At 65.6% G+C, this 19870-nt stretch carries 10 protein-coding genes and 2 pseudogenes; 9 read left to right on the forward strand and 3 right to left on the reverse strand.

Annotation, left to right across the window (positions count from 1 at the left end; translation table 11 throughout):
- A pseudogene (locus tag L8H00_RS17915) lies at positions 1-144 on the reverse strand (IS5/IS1182 family transposase); the annotation flags it as partial.
- 52 nt (positions 145-196) lie between these two features.
- On the opposite strand from L8H00_RS17915, the pseudogene istB reads away from it, so the two are divergent.
- Positions 197-820, forward strand: a pseudogene (gene istB / locus L8H00_RS17920) (IS21-like element helper ATPase IstB); the annotation flags it as partial.
- Between the two features lie 365 nt (positions 821-1185).
- On the opposite strand, the gene L8H00_RS17925 reads toward istB, so the two are convergent.
- Complete coding sequence (locus L8H00_RS17925) at positions 1186-1635, reverse strand: lysozyme inhibitor LprI family protein (protein WP_242098668.1); 450 nt, start codon at positions 1633-1635, stop codon at positions 1186-1188.
- A gap of 193 nt (positions 1636-1828) precedes the next feature.
- Between L8H00_RS17925 and L8H00_RS17930 the strand changes: the two genes are divergently transcribed.
- On the forward strand, positions 1829-2188 hold the full coding sequence (locus L8H00_RS17930; protein ID WP_277924563.1) for an FCD domain-containing protein: 360 nt from the start codon (positions 1829-1831) through the stop codon (positions 2186-2188).
- Positions 2189-2330: 142 nt separating this feature from the next.
- On the opposite strand, the gene L8H00_RS17935 is transcribed toward L8H00_RS17930, so the two are convergent.
- Positions 2331-3467, reverse strand: coding sequence for a helix-turn-helix domain-containing protein (locus L8H00_RS17935; RefSeq protein WP_242098670.1), 1137 nt, complete (start codon positions 3465-3467; stop codon positions 2331-2333).
- A 176-nt stretch (positions 3468-3643) separates the two neighbouring features.
- Between L8H00_RS17935 and L8H00_RS17940 the strand changes: the two genes are divergently transcribed.
- The 7 genes from L8H00_RS17940 to L8H00_RS17970 all read left to right on the forward strand — a co-directional run bounded on the left by L8H00_RS17940 (position 3644) and on the right by L8H00_RS17970 (position 19688).
- The gene (locus L8H00_RS17940; protein WP_242098671.1) at positions 3644-4648 is read left to right on the forward strand and encodes a helix-turn-helix domain-containing protein; all 1005 of its coding nucleotides are present in this window, start codon (positions 3644-3646) and stop codon (positions 4646-4648) included.
- A gap of 310 nt (positions 4649-4958) precedes the next feature.
- Positions 4959-14198 (forward strand): VCBS domain-containing protein, encoded by a 9240-nt coding sequence (locus tag L8H00_RS17945; protein WP_242098672.1) that lies wholly within the window; start codon positions 4959-4961, stop codon positions 14196-14198.
- 173 nt (positions 14199-14371) lie between these two features.
- A complete protein-coding gene (locus tag L8H00_RS17950; protein WP_242098673.1) occupies positions 14372-16015 on the forward strand; it encodes a TolC family protein in 1644 nt (547 codons plus the stop codon).
- Entirely contained in the window at positions 16012-17730 is a 1719-nt protein-coding gene (locus tag L8H00_RS17955) for a type I secretion system permease/ATPase (protein WP_242098674.1), read from the forward strand. Before L8H00_RS17950 ends, L8H00_RS17955 begins: the two co-directional genes overlap by 4 nt.
- 14 nt (positions 17731-17744) lie before the next feature.
- On the forward strand, positions 17745-19046 hold the full coding sequence (locus tag L8H00_RS17960) for an HlyD family type I secretion periplasmic adaptor subunit (RefSeq protein ID WP_242098675.1): 1302 nt from the start codon (positions 17745-17747) through the stop codon (positions 19044-19046).
- A gap of 80 nt (positions 19047-19126) precedes the next feature.
- Positions 19127-19354, forward strand: a complete 228-nt coding sequence (locus L8H00_RS17965; protein ID WP_242098677.1) for a hypothetical protein — start codon at positions 19127-19129, stop codon at positions 19352-19354.
- On the forward strand, positions 19275-19688 hold the full coding sequence (locus L8H00_RS17970) for a DDE-type integrase/transposase/recombinase (protein ID WP_242098676.1): 414 nt from the start codon (positions 19275-19277) through the stop codon (positions 19686-19688). Before L8H00_RS17965 ends, L8H00_RS17970 begins: the two co-directional genes overlap by 80 nt.
- Positions 19689-19870: the final 182 nt, after the last annotated feature.

Genomic DNA, 19870 nt, shown 5'->3' on the forward strand with positions numbered 1-19870 from the left:
TCCGTCGCCGTACGCCAGCGCCTTCTCCAGCGCCGGGCGAAATATCTCGAAGTCTACTACCCGGCTCATCGTCTCCAGCGGGTCCCCGCAATCCGACAATCGCCTCAGCTGATCCGATAACCCGAACAATCCCGCCTGACGCATCTGCCGCCTCCTGCCGTCAGGCGCATTGAATCATCTCCGGCCGGATCGCGCCAGGGTTATTGGGGGTGCCCAACTGTTGCGCGCCGAGGGCGCGCATCGCCACGCCGCCTCGATCCGCTACCGCATGACGGCTGCCAGGCTGCCGGTTGTGAAGGACCTCGACGCGTTCGTGTTCGAGAACACCTCGATCAACGAAGGGCTGGTGCGTTCGCTTCACGCAGGCTCGTTCCTGCCAGGCCGCCGCAACGTCGTGCTGGTCGGAGGCACGGGCACCGGCAAGACCCACCTCGCCAGCGCGATCGCCGCCAGCGTCATCCGCGCCGGTGCCCGCGGTCGCTACTTCAACACCGTCGACCTGGTGACGCAGCTCGAGGAGGAGACGCGGATCGGCAAGGCCGGCGCGCTCGCGGCTCAGCTGCGTCGCCACGAGCTCGTGGTGCTCGACGAGCTTGGCTATCTGCCGTTCGCCCGCTCGGGCGGCCAGCTGCTGTTCCACCTGATCAGCAAGCTCTACGAGCACACCTCGGTGATCATCACCACCAACCTGACGTTCGGCGAATGGCCCAGCGTGTTCGGCGATCCCAAAATGACGACCGCGCTGCTCGATCGCATCACTCACCACTGCGACATCGTCGAAACCGGCAACGACAGCTGGCGCTTCAAGAACCGCAGCTGATCCCGGAACGGTACCCAGAAAGAGCCGTTCGCGGTGCTCGCGCCTCGGGTCGGGCTACGCCCTCCCTACGCCGCGAGCACCGCGAACGGCACTCCATCATCGACGTCGGCTCAACGCTGTTAGGGGGTCCCTCTTCGACGCCGATCGAGGTTCCCGGTTCAAAGCCTATTTACACTTTTCGGCTTCTACGACCGCGACCGGTTTTGATACCCGGAACGACTCAAGTCTTTCCCGTTTTTCGATCCCAACGGGAAAGCCCGCACCGTGTCGCTGGCCGTTCGTTTTCAGGAAAGACGGCTCATGCCGCATGGCTCCATGAAAGCCGCCCTTCCGCTGACCACCAACTCAAGGCGGTCGGCGGCTGGCTACCGCGCGATATGTGGCTCGTCAGGCGCCATCAACGCCTTCACCCGCGCTTTCGTTTGTTCGTAGAGGCAGGCTACGGAGGCGTAGCCTTCGCCGGTCCCACCGAGCGCGACGGTTTCTTTGTAGCTGCACTCCGCATCCCTAAACGCGATCCACGCGCGCTCTGCGACAATCAACCGCTTTGGGATCTCGGGATTATACGGCGCGGAATGCGGCCCCGGATGGTTCAAGGTGTTCAGCGCTCCGGTATATACGTCATTTAGCCGCCGGTTGGCGGCTGCTATCGCTGCCACGGTGCAATTTGAAACTCCCTGATTGTTGGGATTGCTGTCGGAGCACGCTTTGAGCTTGGCATCGATGGCGGAGAAGTCTGCCGGCGACTGCGCCCGCGCTGGACTGCAAGCGAGCGTGGCGGAGACAGCGAGGGCGACGAGCGCGACGCGCTTCAATGTGGTTCTCCCAAGTGAGTCAAGCAAGTAGAGCTTGCTACCGCGAAGCTGAATGCTTTCTGATCGGTTTATTCAAAGTTGCAAATTAGGAAGGAGACCGTCCGAAAACGCCGTTCTGGATTGATACGGTTCCCGAAATCCGTGGCAGGACGGGAGTGTGTGAGGCGACACCTTCTTTGCCTAAGCCGCCGAACTGGCCGCCGCAAGCCGGACGTCGCGCCAATTGTCGCGCATGAGGCATGCGCTCGAGGTGATGGACGAACATAAGCTCGCGACGGAGGAGGGGCAGGCCGCCGACCAGCAATTCGATGCGATCACCCTGGAGGCGACGGGCAGCGAGTTGGTGGTGGATCTGTCCGGCAGCATCACCGCGGCGGTCCGCTGGACGACCTATTTCAAGTTTCGCCGCCAGCGCATGCCTCGCGACCCGATGTCCGAACACCGCGCCCCGTTCGAGGCGATCGCCGCCGGCGACGCCCCCGCCGTCCGCGCGGCGACCATCGCCCTGATCGAGCAGGCGGAACGCGACACGGAGACCGCGCTGACGACGTGAAGGCTGCCGCGTACCGGCGATGGGCGGCGGAATTTGCGCCATCGTCGCTCGTGGATCGGTCCGGCGATACATTGCCGGACGGCGATATTGTCCGACGAAGATCGGATCGGTTTGCTATCGAAAGGAAATCCGGTGCAGCCGTTTAAAAACGGTGCAAGACATGGGCCGCGGCGCCCAGAACGGCATGGCGCGCACGGATGCTGGCGCGCAAGAACGTCGTTTCCTGCTTGGCGAAACGCCGCGGCGTGGAGCCGAGATAGCGCGCGGCATCGCGCAGAAAATGCGAAGCGCCGTGGTAACTCTCGTCGATGCCGTGGTAGGAAACGGGCTCGCCGTCCGCCAGCCACCGCGTGAAGGACCGTATGAACCGCGCCCTCAACAGCAGAGACTTTACGGGCATGCCGAAATAGCGGGTGGAGAGTCGCCCCAGCGTCCAGATGTCGAGCCCCAGACGTTCAGCGACCCGCGCGACGTTGATGACATCTTCGGTGAGGATCAATTTCGCAAGCCGACGCGCCGAGTCCGCGCCCCGGGGAGCGGGGCCGAAGCCATCGGAGAAAAGGCGATCCAGCGCGGGCGCGATCGCCGCATCGTCGTCGAGCGCGTCCAGCGTTCCGAGCAACGCCTGCACGGCACCGGGCTGCATGGTTTGCACCAGCGGCGTCACCTGATCGAGCGCATCTTTCGCCGAACGGCCGGTCAGCCGTATCCAGCCTTCGGCGCTCAGGCCGATCCCAACCGAAATCCCGCCGCGCGTTTCGATGCGAAAGGCCTGGCTGGTCGGGCCCCACAGCGTTGCACGATCCAGATCGGCGATGGTCTGTTTGCGGAGGTGAACGGTGACCGGTCCCGCGTCCAGCAAAAGGACGATCATGGGTTGCGCTGGGAGAAACCAGTTCGCGAGCGGCGCACGGCCCTCATCGATATAGATGGCATAGCCAGTGACGCACGCGGCCAACGCGCTTGCGGGAACGTCGTAGCGCATCCGCTTGCCTGCGGACACGACGAACGCACCGGGAGTCGCGCCGGGACTGTTGGTGCCACCTGCAGCGTGATCGACTAGGATGTTCGCATTCCTCCATTGCCATCCCGTCGCACGCCCGGATGACAGGTTCCTGCGCAGAGCCGCGTTATCCGGATGGCGGATGGCTAAACGCAACGCCGCCCGGATGCAAATGGGCGCCCCGACGCCGATCACGCGGCGTCGGCTTCCTCGCCGATTCGCGCCTGCGACCGTTCGGTTTAGGAAGGTCGGCGACGATCGCGGCAGCGCCCGCACGTCAAATCCTTAGAAAACAGAGGGTCGCACCATGATTGCGCTTGGCAGCAGGCTGAACGCGGCATTAACAATCCGCCGATGGTAACAGCCGCGTCCTTCGCACGCCGCTGGTCGGCCTGCATCGCTCTGCGCCACATGCTTTTGACGCGAGCCGGGTAGCGAGCATTGGGGGATTGATGGCGACGGGCATGATGTCGGGCAGCGTCGCTGATGCGGGAACGTGGGCCGATGCGGGAACGCGGGGCGTGTCGCCCAGCCGCATGCGCGACGAACATCGCGATCCTGTCGACCGCGCACTGAACACGACGCTCTTGGCAGAACCCATCTTCGCCCGTGTCGCCGTGACCGAGATCGGTGCATTGCGCATGGTCGAACGCGAGGCGTCGCCGCGCCGTTCGGACCGAACCCCGGCGCTGATCGCTCACGACGGCGACGACCATATCGGCATTCAGCTTGCACTGGGCGGCGCATCGACCGGCAATGCCGCGGGGAGGCATGTAGCGAGCGATCCCGGCACCATCCTGATCCTGGATTTCGCGCAACCCTTCAGCGTGATCGATCGCGAACCACGACATGTCATCGATGTTGCGATTCCGCGATCGATGCTCGCCTCCCATGTCGCGGACCTCGACGTGCTGCACGGCGACGTCATACGGCCACCCAAAAGCGATCTGATCGCTGCCACTATCCGCGTGCTTCTGGGCCAGGCCGCGCGTCCGTCCGAGAAGGCGGCGCTGACGCTGACGAAGATCTTCATCGATCTCGTTCTGTTTACGCTCGACCGCGAACCGGCCGCGGGCACCATCCCGGCGCCCAACCGTCACGCGACGCTGATCGACCAAGCGACGAAGATGATCGACGCTCGGCTGGGATCGGACGATCTCACGCCCAACCGGCTGGTCGCGCAGCTCAAAGTATCGCGATCGGATCTATATGCGGCGTTCGAGCCGTTCGGCGGCGTCGCGCGCTTCATCTGGCGCCGACGACTCGAGGCCTCGCTTTCGGCGTTGACGAACGACGACGATCAGCGTCGGATTTCGGAAATCGCCTTTGCCTATGGCTTTTCCAGCGAAGCACATTTTTCCCGCGCATTCCGCCGCATGTTCGGACGCACGGCGAGCGCTGTCCGCAAGACGGCGTTATCAGCGAACGCGGTTAACCATCAAAGCGACAATGGTTGACGCTCGGTCAACGAATTTGGATTTTTGGACAATCCCATTCCGGCCATAAGGGTTTATCAGTCCCGTCAGGACTACCCGGCCGATTGCCGGTCGGGAGGCTGAGGGGTTTGGGGAATCGCTCTTTGTCGGGCGAAACGGGGTGGGGTGGACACGTGGCCAAGCCACCGGATGTCCTTCTCTTTAATGGCTGGCGATGCGACGAAGGTGCGCCTTCGCCGTAGAGTTGTGCGCGCGCCGATCGGCGTGCGCGCGTCGGCCGACTTTCGTGTCTCGCGCCTTTCCGCCTGCATTCTTGGACGGAGAGACGACGATGGCTATCGGCACCAGCAACGACCAGACGATCTACGGTACGGCCAAGGCGAACCTGCTCAACGGCGGGTCCGGCAACGACCATATCTATGGCGCGGCGGGTAACGATTTCATCTATGCGGGGGCCGGCGACGATTATGTCGACGGGGGCGACGGCGACGATTATCTCGATGGCGGCACCGGCAACGACACGCTGCTGGGCGGCGCCGGCAACGATATCCTCCATGGCGGCTCCGGCGACGATACGCTCGACGGCGGCACCGGCACCGATGCGCTGTTCGGCGACGACGGCAACGATACGCTGATCTACCGCTATGCCGATCATGGCGCGGGATCCGCCGCGTTCTGCCATCCCGTCAGCACCATCGACGGCGGCACCGGCACCGATACGCTGAAGCTGGTGTTCACCCGCGACGAATGGCTGCGCTCGGACGTTCAGGCCGATGTGGCGCGCTACGTCGCGTTCCTGGCAGCCGAGCCGAACCAGCTCTACAATCTGCCCAACAAGCTGTTCGGCAACAGCGATTTCAACGGCACCTTCTCGTTCGCCGCGTTCGATCTGATCGTCAGCCGCGTCGAGAAGTTCGTCGTCGTCGTGGACGGCCTGACGCTCGATCCGCGCGACGAAGCGGTGACCGCGCGCGCCGATGCGATCACCACCGACGAGGATCATGCCAGGCTGGCGTTCAACGTGCTGGCCAACGACTCGGTGCCCGATCTGGTCCGCAACGTCACCGTCGGCACCGCCGCGCACGGCACCGTCACGCTGTCGCAAAGCTACACCGATCCGGCGAACCCCGTCGCCAACGTCGTCTACACCCCCAACGCCACCTATTATCAGTACCTGGCGCAGGGCGAGAAGGCATATGACACCTTCACCTACACCGTGACCGATGCCGATGGCGACACGTCGACCGCGACCGTCACCATCACCATCACCGGCAACAATGACGGCCCGTCGATCGTGTCGGGAACGACCACCGCGGCGGTGACCGAGGATGCGGCCGCGACGCTGACGGGCAAGGGCGCGATCACCTTCATGGATGCCGATCTGACCGATACGCATACGGTGTCGGTCGGCGCAGCGAAGGTCGTCGTGTCGGGCAACGCGCCCACCGGCTTCGCCCCCGCCGGCGGCTTCGGCACGCTGACCGCCAGCGTGTCGGAAAACACCACCGACCAGAACAACCAGGGCACGATCAACTGGTCATTCGCCGCTGACAACGCGACCGTCCAGAAGCTCGCGGCCGGCCAGACCGCGACGCAGACCTACACGCTGACGCTGACCGACAAGTTCGGCGCGACTACGACGCAGGACGTGACCGTCACGCTGACCGGCACCGAAGACGCGCCGACGATCACGACCGCCACCGCGACGGGTGCGGTGACCGAGGACGGGGCGACGGCGGTGGCCGGCAACATCGGCTTCGGCGATGTCGACGTGATCGACACGCACACCGTGTCGTTCGCTCCGGCGGCAAGCGGCTATCTCGGCACCTTCACCAGCACGATCGACAAGGCCGCGACCGGCACCGGCGCGGGCAACGTCCACTGGGCATTCGCCGTCGACAATGCGACGATCCAGAATCTCGCTCAGGGCGAGACGCTGACCCAGCAATATACCGTCACCGTCGCCGACAATCACGGTGGCACGACGTCGCAGGTCGTCACGGTCACGATCACCGGCACCAACGATGCGCCGGTCGCGGTCGCCGACGTCAGCGCGCCAGCGACGGAAGACGGCGCCGCCGTCACCGGCTCGGTCGCGGCCAACGACAGCGATGTCGATCATGGCGCGGTGCTGAGCTATGCGCTGAACGCACCGGTCGCGGGGCTGACGCTCAACAAGGACGGCAGCTACAGCTTCAACCCCGGCAACGCGGCCTATCAGGCTCTGGCGCTGGGCGAGGTCCAGACCGTCGTCGCGACGTACACCGTCACCGACGATCACGGCGCGACGGCCACGTCCACGCTGACGATCAAGATCACGGGCACCAACGATGCGCCGGTCGCTATCGCCGATACCGCCGCGGTCAACGAAGACAGCGTCGTCACCGGCAATGTCGGCGCGAACGATTACGACGTCGATCACGGCGCCACGCGGACCTTCGCGCTCAACGCCCCGGTCGCCGGGCTGACGCTGAAGGCCGATGGCAGCTACAGCTTCGATGCCTCGAACGCGGCGTACCAGGCTCTCGCGCAGGGCGAGGTGCAGACCGTCACCGCCAACTACACCGTCACCGACGATCACGGCGCGACGGCCGTCTCGACACTGACGATCACCGTTACCGGCACGAACGACGCGCCGGTTGCGGTTGCGGATGTCGCGACGGCGACCGAGGACGGCGCCGTCGTCACCGGCAACGTCGGCGCGAACGACTACGATGTCGATCACGGCGCCACGCGCACCTTCGCGCTCAACGCTCCGGTCGCAGGGCTGACGCTGAAGGCCGATGGCAGCTACAGCTTCGATGCCTCGAACGCGGCGTACCAGGCGCTCGCGCAGGGCGAGGTGCAGACCGTCACCGCCAGCTACACCGTCACCGACGATCACGGCGCGACGGCCGTCTCGACACTGACGATCACCGTTACCGGCACGAACGACGCGCCGATTGCGGTCGCAGATGTCGCGACCGCAACCGAGGACGGCGCCGTCGTCACCGGCAATGTCGGTGCGAACGATTACGACGTCGACCACGGCGCCACGCGGACCTTCGCGCTCAACGCGCCGGTCGCCGGGCTGACGCTCAAGGCCGATGGCAGCTACAGTTTCGATCCCTCGAACGCGGCGTACCAGGCGCTCGCGCAGGGCGAGGTCCAGACCGTCGTCGCCAGCTACACCGTCACCGACGATCATGGTGCCACGGCCACGTCGACACTGACCATCACGGTCACCGGCACCAACGATGCGCCCGTCGCCGTCGCCGACGTGGCGGCACCTGCCACCGAGGACGGCGCGAGCGTCGTCGGATCGGTTGCAACGAACGATAGCGATATCGATCACGGTGCGATGCTCAGCTATGCACTGAATGCGCCGGTTGCAGGCCTGACGCTGAAGGCGGATGGCAGCTATGCGTTCGACCCATCGAACGCCGCGTACCAGGCGCTCGCCCAGGGCGAGGTCCAGACCGTCGTCGCCAGCTACACCGTCACCGACGATCATGGTGCCACGGCCACGTCGACGCTGACGATCACGGTGACCGGCACCAACGACGCCCCCATCGCCGTTGCCGACGTCGCCTCGACTGTCGAGGATCAGCCCGCGATCACCGGCAATGTCGGTGTAAACGACAGCGATGTCGATCACGGCGCGACCCGCACCTTCTCGCTCGATGCGCCGGTGGCGGGGCTGACGCTCAAGGCCGATGGCAGCTACAGTTTCGATCCCTCGAACGTCGCCTACCAGCCGTTAGCCAAGGGCGAGACGCAGGTGGTCGTCGCGCATTACACGGTGACGGACGATCACGGCGCGACCGCGCAGTCGACGCTGACGATCACCGTCGCGGGCACCAACGACGCCCCCGTCGCCATGGTGGACGTGACGACGGCGACCGAAGACGGCGCCATCGTCGCAGGCAGCGTCGCGACCAACGACCATGACGTCGATCATGGCGCCGTCCTGACCTATGCCTTGCCGACGCCCGTCGCCGGGCTGACGCTCGCCACCGATGGCCATTACGCCTTCGATCCTTCGAACGCGGCCTATCAGTCGCTCGCCCAGGGCGAGACGCTGACCGTGGTCGCCAATTATGCAGTCACGGACGAACAAGGCGCGACGGCATATTCGGCGCTCGTCATCACCGTCACCGGCACCAATGACGCGCCGGTCGCGATGGCCGATGTCGCCGCCACGAGCGAGGATGCGCCCGCGATCACCGGCAGCGTCGCAACCAATGATTACGATGTCGATCATGGCGCGACGCTCAGCTATGCGCTGAACGCCCCGGTCGCCGGGCTGACGCTCAACCCGAACGGCAGCTATAGCTTCGACCCCGCGAACGCCGCCTATCAGGCGCTCGCGCAGGGCGAAGTCCAGGCCGTCACCGCGACCTATACCGTCGCCGACGAGCACGGCGCGACGGCCACGTCGACGCTGACGATCACCGTTACCGGCACCAACGATGCTCCCGTCGCGGTGGCTGACGTGGCGACGGCGACCGAGGACGGCCCCCTCGTCACAGGCAGCGTCGCGACCAACGACCACGATATCGATCACGGCGCGGTGCTCAGCTACGCGCTGAACGCCCCGGTCGCCGGGCTGACGCTCAACACCGACGGCAGCTATAGCTTCGATGCCTCCAACGCCGCATACCAGGCGCTGGCGCAGGGCGAGACGCAGATCGTCACCGCCAACTACACCGTCACCGACGACCATGGCGCGACCGCGGTCTCGACGCTGACCGTGACGGTCACCGGCACCAACGATGCACCGGTTGCGATCGCCGACGTGGCGGCCGCCACGGAAGACGGCGCGGTCGTCACCGGCAGCGTGGCGACCAACGACGTCGATGTCGATCATGGCGCGGTGCTGAGCTACGTACTCAATGCGCCGGTTGCCGGCCTGACGATCGATGCGCAAGGCCATTACGCATTCGATCCATCGAATGCCGCGTACCAGGCACTGGCTCAGGGCGAGACGCAGGTCGTCACCGCCAACTACACCGTCACCGACGAGCATGGCGTTTCCGCCGTATCGACGCTGACCGTCACCGTTACCGGCACCAACGACACGCCGGTCGCGGTCGCCGACACCAATGCCGTGCTGGAGGACAAGGTCGTCACCGGCTCGGTCGCGACCAACGACCATGACGTCGATCATGGCGCGGTGCTGCACTATACCCTGGATGCGCCGGTCGCGGGGCTGACGCTCGGCACCGATGGCAGCTACAGCTTCGATGCCTCGAACGCCGCCTATCAGGGGCTTCCCGCGGGCACGACGCCGGTCGTCGCGCACTACACCGTCACCGACGAATTCGGCGCGACCGCCCAGTCGACGCTGACGGTCGGCGTGACGGCCGTGAACGATGCGCCGACGATCGGCCAGCCGATGAACGCGCTGCCGCCGGCCACGGCCACCACGGCACCGACCGGTGTGATCCACGTCGCGGTGATCGATACCTCTGCGGGCGAAGCTGCACAGATCATCTCGCAGCTGGCAGACAGCAGCGCCTACACCTTCGATGTTCATGAAGTTCAGGCGAGCAGCATTGGTTCTTCGGCCGACCTGGCTAAGTATAACGTCGTTATCGACGCCACCGCCTACTACGAAAATCCCGGCCAGACCTATTTCACGGCACTTGCCGACTATGCAGCCAGTGGCGCCGGTGGCGTCGTCACCTTTGGCCTCACAGAGTATAAGATGACTTATATTCTCGGCAATGGTTCGGCCGCTGCCAATGCGCTGGATTCGGTCACGCCGCTCGCACAAGGCGGTTCGGGCCCATATGGCGAGCCCTACAGCTACACGAACGGCGCGCTGACCTATGACACGTCTAGCGCCGTCACCGCTGGCGTACCCAGTGCCGATGCCGCCGGCGGTCTGTATGCCGGCGTCATCCTGGATGCCGGGGCCACCGCGCTCAACACATTCACCAGCCTCTATTCCTACGAATATGGAACGGGTTACGCCGCGAGCATCGAGACGACCGCGAGCGGCGTTCATCTCGTCAATCTGGGCGGCAATTACGGGCTGGGCTTCGGCGACGCCACGTCGAACACATCGGGTGCCTTCGACCAGCTGCTGGAGCAGGGCGTCGCCTATGCCGGCGGCGGCGGCACTCCGCCGGGCCTCAGCACGCTGGAAGATCACAGCCTCGCCATCACCGGGCTGTCGTTCGCCGATGTCGATGCGAACGGCGCGGTGGAAACCGTTACCCTCGGCGTCCTGCACGGCACGCTGTCGCTGGCAGCAACCGATGGTCTGACCGTGACCAGCGATGGCCATACGCTGGTCGTGACCGGCACGCTCGCCGCGATCAACGCCGCAGTCGGCACGATCGGATATGCGCCCGACGCGAACTATAACGGCCAAGACACCTTGTCGGTCGATATCAACGACAATGGCAACAGCGGCCTCGGCGGCGCGCTCGCCGCGCATGCCGATTACGGCATCACCGTCATTTCGGTAAACGATGCGCCGGTCGCCGCGCCGGACACCGCAACGACGACGGAGGATGCGCCGATCGTGACAGGTTCGGTCGCGACCAACGACCATGACGTCGATACCGCCTCCACGCTGCTGCACTATACGCTCGATGCCCCGGTCGCCGGGCTGACGATCAATGAGGATGGCAGCTACAGCTTCGATCCGTCCAATACCGCCTATCAGCCGCTTGCCGCGGGCGAGGTGCAGACCGTCGTCGCCAACTACACCGTCACCGACGATCATGGCGCAACCGATCATTCGACGCTGACCGTCACCGTCACCGGCATCAACGACGCGCCGGTCGCCGCGAATGATAGCATCACCGCCGTTCCGCCCGGCGCAGGTTGGGTTCAGGACGCCGACAACGGCCATTATTACCGGGTCGTCACCGCCGGATCGTCGTGGAGCGATGCGAACGCAGCCGCCCATACGGATGGCGCGTATCTCGCCACCATCACGAGCGCCGCGGAAGACAATTTCGTCACAGGCCTGCTCAACAATGCCGGTGGCGGCAGTGCCTGGATCGGCGGCCACCTGTTGCCGGGCACGACCGATTTCGCCTGGGCCGATGGTCCCGAAGCCGGCAGTTTCACCTACACCCAGTGGCAGCCGGGCGAGCCCAATCAGTCGGGCTACGAAGACTCGCTGCAGATGTACGGCAACGGCAACTGGAACGACCTGAACGGCGGCAACGGCCTCTCCTATGTCGAGGAATTTGGCGGCCGTCCGTCCGATGTCGCCACGACGGAGGATGCACCGGTCAGCTTCTCGGCCGCGCAGATCCTGTCGAACGACCATGATGTCGACCATGGCGACACGATCGCCATCACCACATTCGACGCGACGACGGCGCTCGGCGGCCATGTGACGCTGGTCGATGGCCAGTTCACCTATGATCCGCGCGGTTCGGCGGCGCTTCAGGCGCTCGCGCAAAACGAGAACGCGACCGACAGCTTCACCTACACGATTACCGACAGCCACGGCGCCACGTCGACCGCAACGGTCTCGCTCGTGATCGGCGGCACCAACGACACCCCCGTCGCCGCCCCCGATACCGCCAGCGCGGTCGAGGATGGTGCGGTCGTCACCGGATCGGTCGCGACCAACGACTATGACGTCGATCACGGCGCGACGCTCAGCTATGCGCTGGTCAACCCGGTCGCCGGGCTGACGCTCAACGCCGATGGCAGCTACAGCTTCGATCCGTCGAACGCGGCGTACCAGCCGCTGGCGCAGGGCGAGACGGAAACGGTCGTCGCCCAGTACCGCGTGCTCGACGAATATGGCGCGACGGCCACGACCAACCTGACCATCACCGTCACGGGAACGAACGACGCGCCGGTCGCGACCGGCGGCACCACGACGGTTGGCGAGGACGGATCCGTCGTACTCTCCAGTGCCGCGCTGCTGGTGGGCGCCAGCGATGTCGACCATAGCGACACGCTTGCGGTCTCCGCGATCGGCACCGGCTTGACGCTCGGAACAGCCGTGCTTTCGGGCGGCGGGGTCACCTACACGCCGGGCAGCGCGTTCCAATATCTGAAGGACGGGCAGACCGCGACCGACCACTTCACCTATACCGTGTCCGATGGGCACGGCGGCACGGCGACCGCGACCGAAACGATCACCGTCATCGGCGCGAACGACGCGCCCAAGGCCGCCGACGACTCCACGTTCGCGCTGCCCGGCGTGGCGACGAGCATCAACGTTCTCGCCAACGACACCGATCCGGAAGGTGACACGATCACCGTCACCGGTGCGACGAACGGAGCCCACGGCACCGTCGTCGTGAACAGCGACGGAACGCTGAGCTACACCTCCGCGGCCGGCTATGCCGGGAACGACAGCTTCACCTACACCGTCGCCGATCCGAGCGGCGCCACCTCGACCGCGACGGTCGCCGTGGTCGTCGGCGTGTTCGACCACGACACGGTGGGCAAGGACGTGTTCCTGCAGGGCAACTACATGGAAATCGGCGTGTCGAGCGCCGGTTCGCTCGGCACCGCGAGCGCCGCACCGTCCAACTATCACCCGAGTTCGCCCCATACGAACATCTCGTACGTCGTCGATACGGACGGCTGGACGACGGGCGCGGCGGCCACATCGGGTGACTTCACGCTACCGGGATCGCCGGTCGATACGATCGGGTTCGGCTTCAACGGACATTCGTTCATCCAGGACCAGCGCAGCGGGCGCGGCGACATCGCGACGACCACCGTCGATACGACCGTCGGCACGACGCTGTCGGCGACGACGACCGGCATGGCGAGCTATGGTGGCGGCACGATGGCGGTGAAACAGGTCGTTCAGCTCGATGCGAACGCGACCTATTATTCGACCACCATCACGGTGACGAATACCGGGACGACCGCGCTCAACGACGTGCGGTTCCTGCGCAGCTTCGATCCCGATCAGGACGCCGACAAGCACGGCCAGTACGCGACCTACAACGACGTGCTGTCCAACCCCACGAGCGGCAACGCGCTGGCGGTGGCGCAGGCGAAGGGGCCGGTGTCGGGCGTATCGGTCAATCTGGTCGCGTTCGACAACGCCGCTCACGTTTCGAATTACGGCTTTGCCAACTACGACGTCTATGCACCGTCAGCCTACGCCACGCCGGTGGATCAGAACGGGGCACTCGTCGATCAGGCGATCACGCTGGAGTTCAGCTTCGGCAGCCTCGCCGTGGGCGCCACCGAGACCAAGACGTTCTACACCAGCCTCAACGGCAACTCCGGTGCGAACGACATGTTGATCGGAACCAACGGCAACGACACGCTGAACGGCGGCGCGGGTGACGACATCCTCTTGGGCCTGTCGGGCAACGACACGCTAACCGGCGGCTCGGGCAACGATCACTTCGTGTTCACCAAGGGCAGCGGCAACGACGTCATCACCGATTTCCACGGCGGTGCCGGCGTCAGCGACGTGATCGAACTCCATGGCCAAGGCTTCACCAGCTTCGCTGATGTCCGCTCCAGTGCCTTCGATGCATCGGACGGCGTGCATATCGATCTGCACAACGGCGACTCGCTGATCCTGCAGGGCGTAACGCTCGCCAGCCTCAACGCGGACGATTTCCTCATCACCGCATGATGTCGTACCATCATGCCCACGATCGGCATCGGTCGTGGGCACCGCGTCTGCTTATCCTGATCCGCCGGTTGGCGGATCAGGCGTTATTTTGGATCAGTTCTGGGTTCATGCGTCATCACGGTGAGTTAAAGCGCCACAGGTTGGAGGGATTGGGTTGCGCCTTGCTGTTCGGCATGGCCGGTCCGGTCTTTGCGCAGACCCCGCCGCCGGGGCCAATCGTCGCCCCGCGTGGCGGGCTGCTCGCGAACCCGCAGCAAGGCGCGACGCCGCGGCTGGCACCGCCCTCGCCCGAATTGCCGCCCGCGTCGGTTCCGCGGTCGCCGGTGGTGGCACCGTTGCCCGCCCCCAGCATCGCCGGGCCGTTGATCCAGTCTCCCGTGGTTCGGGGCGAGGCGATGCTGCCGGCGGCGGCACCGGTGATGGCGCAACAGGGTGGCCTCTGGGCGCAGGTGCCCGGCGGCCTGCCCGCGCCCACCAACGATCCGATGCGGATCGATCCGGCGACCGATCCCGTCCTCCACCTGGCGCGCGTGCAGACATCGGCGGCCCTGTTCGACGCCGTGATCGCCGCGGCCGTGCGCCGTGCACCCAGCCTCGACGAAGCCATCGCGCAACGGGAGGAAGCGGTCGGCGCACACAATGAGGCGATCGCGCGGCGAGCCCCCGTCGCCGATCTGTCGCTGTCGACCTTCAAGATCATCAGCCGCGCCTTTTCGAACGATCCCAACAATATCCTCGAACGTTCGCGTCCCGATCACCGGACCGACGGCACCGTTCACGTGCAGGTGCCGGTCATCGATTTCGGCGCGACCGGCCAGCGGATCGCAGCAAGCCAGGCGCGACTGGACGCGACGATCGCGGGTGTGGAGGATACCGGCAGCCAGCTCGCACTGCGCGCGGTCGGCGCGTGGTACAATGTCTATGGCTATCGTGCGCTGGTCCGGCTTGGCGAGGCGTTCACGATCAGCCAGCGCGACCTTCGCAGCCGGATCGAACAGCGCGTGCAACAAGGCGCCGCGGCATCTGGCGACGTGGCGCAGGTGGACAGCTACATCGCATCGTCGGATGCGCAACTTGCCGATTTTCGCCGTTCGCTCGCCAACGCCTCGGCGCAATATGCCGCGATCGTCGGCGAAGCCGCGCCGCCCTCGCTGGGACGGGCACCCGTGCCCGATCTCGGCGGGATCGGTTCGACCGGAATCGACCACGACACCGCCGGCCTGCCTGCGGTCCGGGCCACGCAGTTGAGTGCGGCCGCCGCGGCGCGCGACGTCAAGGCGCTCCGGGCCGACCGTCTGCCACAACTCAGCGGCGCGATCGACGCCGGGCGCTATGGCGTGATCGAAAACGCGCGCGACTACGACATGCGCGGCACGGTCACCATCAGCATGCGGATCGGCGGGGGCGCCGCGCAGCGGATCGAACAGGCGCGCGCGCGCGTGGACGGTGCCGAGGCCCGGTTCCGGCGGACGCACGAAGACGCGACACGCGATGCCCAGATCGCGTATAGCGACGTACAGGCGCTGGAGGAGGCACGTACCGCGTTGGAGGCCAATTACATCGCCAGCCGTCGATCGCGCGATGTGCTGGCGGAACGGTTTCGCGTTTCGCGCGGCACCCTGTTCGATCTGCTGGGTGCCGAGAGCAACTATTTCGGCGTCGCGGCCCGCTACATCCAGGCGGTGATCGAACTCGATACCGCGCGCTACGTCCTGCTGGCGCGCACCGGACGATTGCTGTCGACGCTCGCGATCGATCCCCGTTCGCTCGATCCGCACCCGACGCGGATCGCGCCATTTTCCAGGAACCTGCCATGACGATCGATGAGCCTCGGCCCCGCTTCGCCGCGTGGTTGATGGAGCCGATGCGGCGCAACCGGCCGGTCTATATCAAGGTTTGCATCGCCGCGGCGACCATCAACATCTTCGGTCTGGTCACCTCGCTCTTCACGATGACGGTGTACGACCGGGTCGTCCCGAACAACGCGTTCGATTCGCTGATCGCACTGTCGATCGGCCTGCTGATCGTCGTCGTGTTCGATTTCATGCTCAAAATCCTGCGCGCCTATTTCGTCGATCTGGCGGGTGCGGACATCGATCACGACATCGGTGGCCGGGTGTTTCGGCGGCTGATCGGTATCCGCCTCGATTTGAAAAAGGGATCGACCGGCGCACTGACCGGCATGATGCGCGAACTGGAAACGCTGCGGGATTTTTTTGCATCCGCCACGATGACCGCGCTGGTCGACGTACCGTTCATCGTCGTGACGCTGATCTTCATCGCCCTGATCGGTGGCTGGCTGGTGTTCGTGCCGATCACGGCGATCCCGATCGTCGTCGGCGCCGGCTGGATGACACGACCTGCGCTCGATCGGCTGGCGGCGCGCTCGATGAGCGAAGGTCTCAACAAACAAAGCGTGTTGGTCGAGACGATCGGCGCGTTGGAGATGGTCAAGACATCGGGTGCCAGCGTGCTGCTCGGTCGTCGGTGGAAGCGCGCGAACCAGGCGCATTCGGACAGCGCGATGCGGCAGCGGCTGGTCTCGACGATCGCAACGACGGTGGCGGGGTCGGCCAATACCCTATCCTATGCGGGCACCGTCGTCGCCGGGGTTTTCCTGATCGCCGATCACCGTCTGACGACGGGTGCGCTGGTGGCCTGTTCGATCCTGTCGGGCCGTGCGGTGCAACCGCTCGCACAGATCGCGCAACTGCTCACCCGGTTGTCCGCCACACGCACCGCCTATCGGCAGATCGACGCGATGATGGAGCAGCCGCCCGAGGGACCACGCGCGGACGCGTTGAAGCCGGGAAAGATCGAGGGCCGGATCGAGCTTCGGGGTGTCGAGTTCCGCTATCCCGGCGCGGCGGAGAAGACGCTCGACGGGCTCAACCTCGCCATCCCGGCCGGGCAGCGCGTGGCGCTGCTCGGCCGCGTGGGATCGGGCAAGTCGACCATCGCCCGGATGATCCTGGGGCTCTATCCCCCGCAAGCCGGGCTCGTCATGATCGACGGAACCGATATCCGGCAGTTCGATCCGATCGCGTTGCGCAGCCAGATCGGCACCGCGCTGCAGGATAGCGTGCTGCTCAGCGGATCGGTCCGCGAGAACATCGTCCTGGACCGTGCGGCCGTCGACGACGCGGAGATGCTGCGCGCGACCGCCCTGTCGGGCACGCACGGTTTCATGGGGCAGATCGCCAACGGGTATGATCTGCTGCTCGCGGATCGCGGGGAAGGCCTGTCGGGCGGTCAGCGCCAGTCGATCGCCATTGCCCGGGCGCTGGCCGGGCAGCCCCCGATCCTGGTGTTCGACGAACCGACCAGCGCGATGGACTCGCAGACCGAGGCGCAGCTGATCGACCGGCTCGAGACCGAGCTCAAGGGCCGAACCTTCGTGCTCATCACGCATCGTCCAGCGCTCGTCCGGCTGGTCGAGCGGATCGTCGTCATCGATGGCGGCAAGGTCGTCAACGACGGTCCGCGCGACGTCGTCCTGCAACAGCTCCAGCGCCCGCGCGCCGCGGCCTGATCCGAAGCGAAGCCATGACCGACACGCATCTCGAAGACCTTGCCGACCGGATCAAGCCGCGGATGGCGTCCAATCTGCTGCTGTGGATCATCCTCGGCTTCATCGGCCTGTTCATCGTTTGGGCCAGCGTCGTGAAGCTCGATCGCACCATCCACGCGGCAGGCCGGATCGTACCGAGCAGCCGGTTGCAGATCGTGTCCAATCTGGAAGGCGGGATCGTCTCCGCGATCCTCGTCCATGCAGGCGATGCGGTGAAGGCCGGGCAGCCGCTGGTCCGGCTGGATCAGACGGCGACGGGCGCCGAACTGGGCAGCAGCGAGATTACCGTCGCCGCGCTGACCGCCAAGATCGCGCGGCTCGAGGCCGAGATCGCGGGCCGCACGCCGGTCTATCCGACACCCGCCAACGCCGCCGTCGCCGAGCAGATCGGCGTCGAGCAGGCCTTGCACGCGGCACGGATGAGCGATCTGGCGAGCCTGTCGTCTGCGGCCGCTGCGCGCCAATCGCAGGCGCAACGCGCGGTTGCCGAGGCACAGGCGGCGTACCAGTCGAAGGTCGCCTCCCGCGATTCCGCGAACCGGCAATTGGCGTTGATCCGGCCGCTCGTCGAGCGCGGCATCGAGCCGCAGCTGACGTTGGTCCAGCTCGAGTCGAGTGCCTCGGTGGCGGGGAGCGAGGTAATGCAGGCGGCAGCGACGGTCGCCCGCGCGCAATCCGCCGTCGCCGAGGCGCGCGCCGGCCTCGGCCAGGTGCGCGAAGGATGGCGGGCACAGGCGGGCACCGACTTGACCGCCGCACAAGCGGAAATGGCAGCGCGCCGCCGCAGCGTACCGATGCTGGCCGACAAGGTCCGCCGGGCGATCGTCACGTCGCCGGTCGAGGGGCACGTCAATCGCGTGATGGTCTCGACCGTCGGAGCGAGCATCGCACCCGGCGCCCCGATCGCCGAGGTCGTACCGAGCGTCGATACGCTGACGGTCGAAGCTGCGGTCAGCCCCAAGGACATCGCATCGGTGCGCATCGGCCAGCGCGCGAAGATCAACATCAGCGCGTATGAATCGGCGATCTATGGCGGCATGGAGGGCAAGGTCGTCACCATCTCACCCGACGCCACCATCGACGAGAAGACGGGCGAAAGCCACTATACGGTTCGCATCCGGGGCGATGCCGACCGGTTCCGCGATCGTAGCGGACACCTGCTCCAGATCGGCCCGGGAATGACCGCCGACGTCAACCTGCTGGGCGATCCGCGATCGGTCATGGCCTATATCTTCACCCCGATCGCACGCCTGAACGAGAATGCACTGCGCGAATGATGGGCCGCCGGCGCGAGGAGCCGGCCGGGCTCTGTCAGACGAACGTGGCATACCCGTCTGGGCGGTGATATCCGCTTTTGATGCCGCGTGGACCCAGAGCTTTGCCGCCCTGCCCGTTCCGCCGGTTCAACTCCTCGCCCGAGGTGATCCGCCTTGTCGTCATGATGTACGTGCGCTTTCCACTATCGCTCAGGAACGTCGAAGACCTGCTGTTCGAGCGCGGGTTCGATGTCTGCCGCAAGACGGTGCGCATGTGGTGGAACAGGTTCGGGCCGCTATTCGCCGGAGACATTGCCGCCAGCGGGTGAGCGCGATGCGCGGCTTTCGTCATTGGCGCTGGCATCTGGACGAGATGGTCTACCTCTGACGGGCAGTCGATCACGAGGGCGAGATCCTGGAGAGCTACGTCACAAAGACGAGGACAAGGAGGCAGCGCTCACCTTCATAAAGAAGGCGCCAGAGCGTCACGGCAGTCCCGAGGCGATCACCACTGATGGGCTTCGCTCCTATAGTGCGGCGATGAAGATGCCTGGCAACACTGATAAGCAGGAGGTGGGTCGCTGGGCCAACAACCGCGCGAAGAATAGCCACCTGCCCTTTCGACGACGGGAGCGCGGGCGATGGTGCGGTTCAGGCGCATGAAGACGCTACAGAAGTTTGCATCCGTGCACGCCAACGCTCACAACCTCTTCAGTCGAACGCCACCTCGTCGACCGCCAAACTCATAAGGAACGACGCTCCCCCGCGCTGGCGGAGGGCAGATCATCGCGAGCTAGGCTCTGCCCTTTAAGCCCAGTCTCCATGGTATGGAGGCCGGTTCGCAT

It is taken from the genome of Sphingomonas sp. CROZ-RG-20F-R02-07, from assembly GCF_022662335.1.
Taxonomy (GTDB): Bacteria; Pseudomonadota; Alphaproteobacteria; order Sphingomonadales; family Sphingomonadaceae; genus Sphingomonas.